1 pseudogene is annotated in these 332 nt (G+C 35.8%); it reads left to right on the top strand.

From position 1 onward, the window contains the following. A pseudogene (locus AOA59_RS01535) lies at positions 1-332 on the top strand (ATP-binding cassette domain-containing protein); the annotation flags it as partial.

The following is a 332-nucleotide window of genomic DNA, read 5'->3' on the forward strand; positions in this document are numbered from 1 at the left end:
GGAAATTATAGTTACTATCTTGAGGAAAAAGCAAAGCGTTTAGAATTAGAAATGAAGAAATTTGAAAAACAACAGGATGAAATTAAAAAGCTAGAGGATTTTGTCCAAAGAAACATTGCCAGAGCCTCCACTAGTAACCGAGCCAAGAGCAGACGGAAGCAGTTGGAAAAAATAAATGTCATGAATCGGCCAATGGATGAGGACGCCTCCGCAAACTTCCGATTTGAAATTATGAAGCAAAGCGGAAATGATGTTCTTTCTATTGATAATTTGAAACTCGGGTACGATGACAAACCTTTAATAGAGAATGTTAGTTTAAAGCTTAATAGAAA

Origin of the sequence: Pseudomonas sp. 2822-15, from assembly GCF_002742515.1 — a bacterium.
Lineage (GTDB): Bacteria > Pseudomonadota > Gammaproteobacteria > Pseudomonadales > Pseudomonadaceae > Aquipseudomonas > Aquipseudomonas salomonii.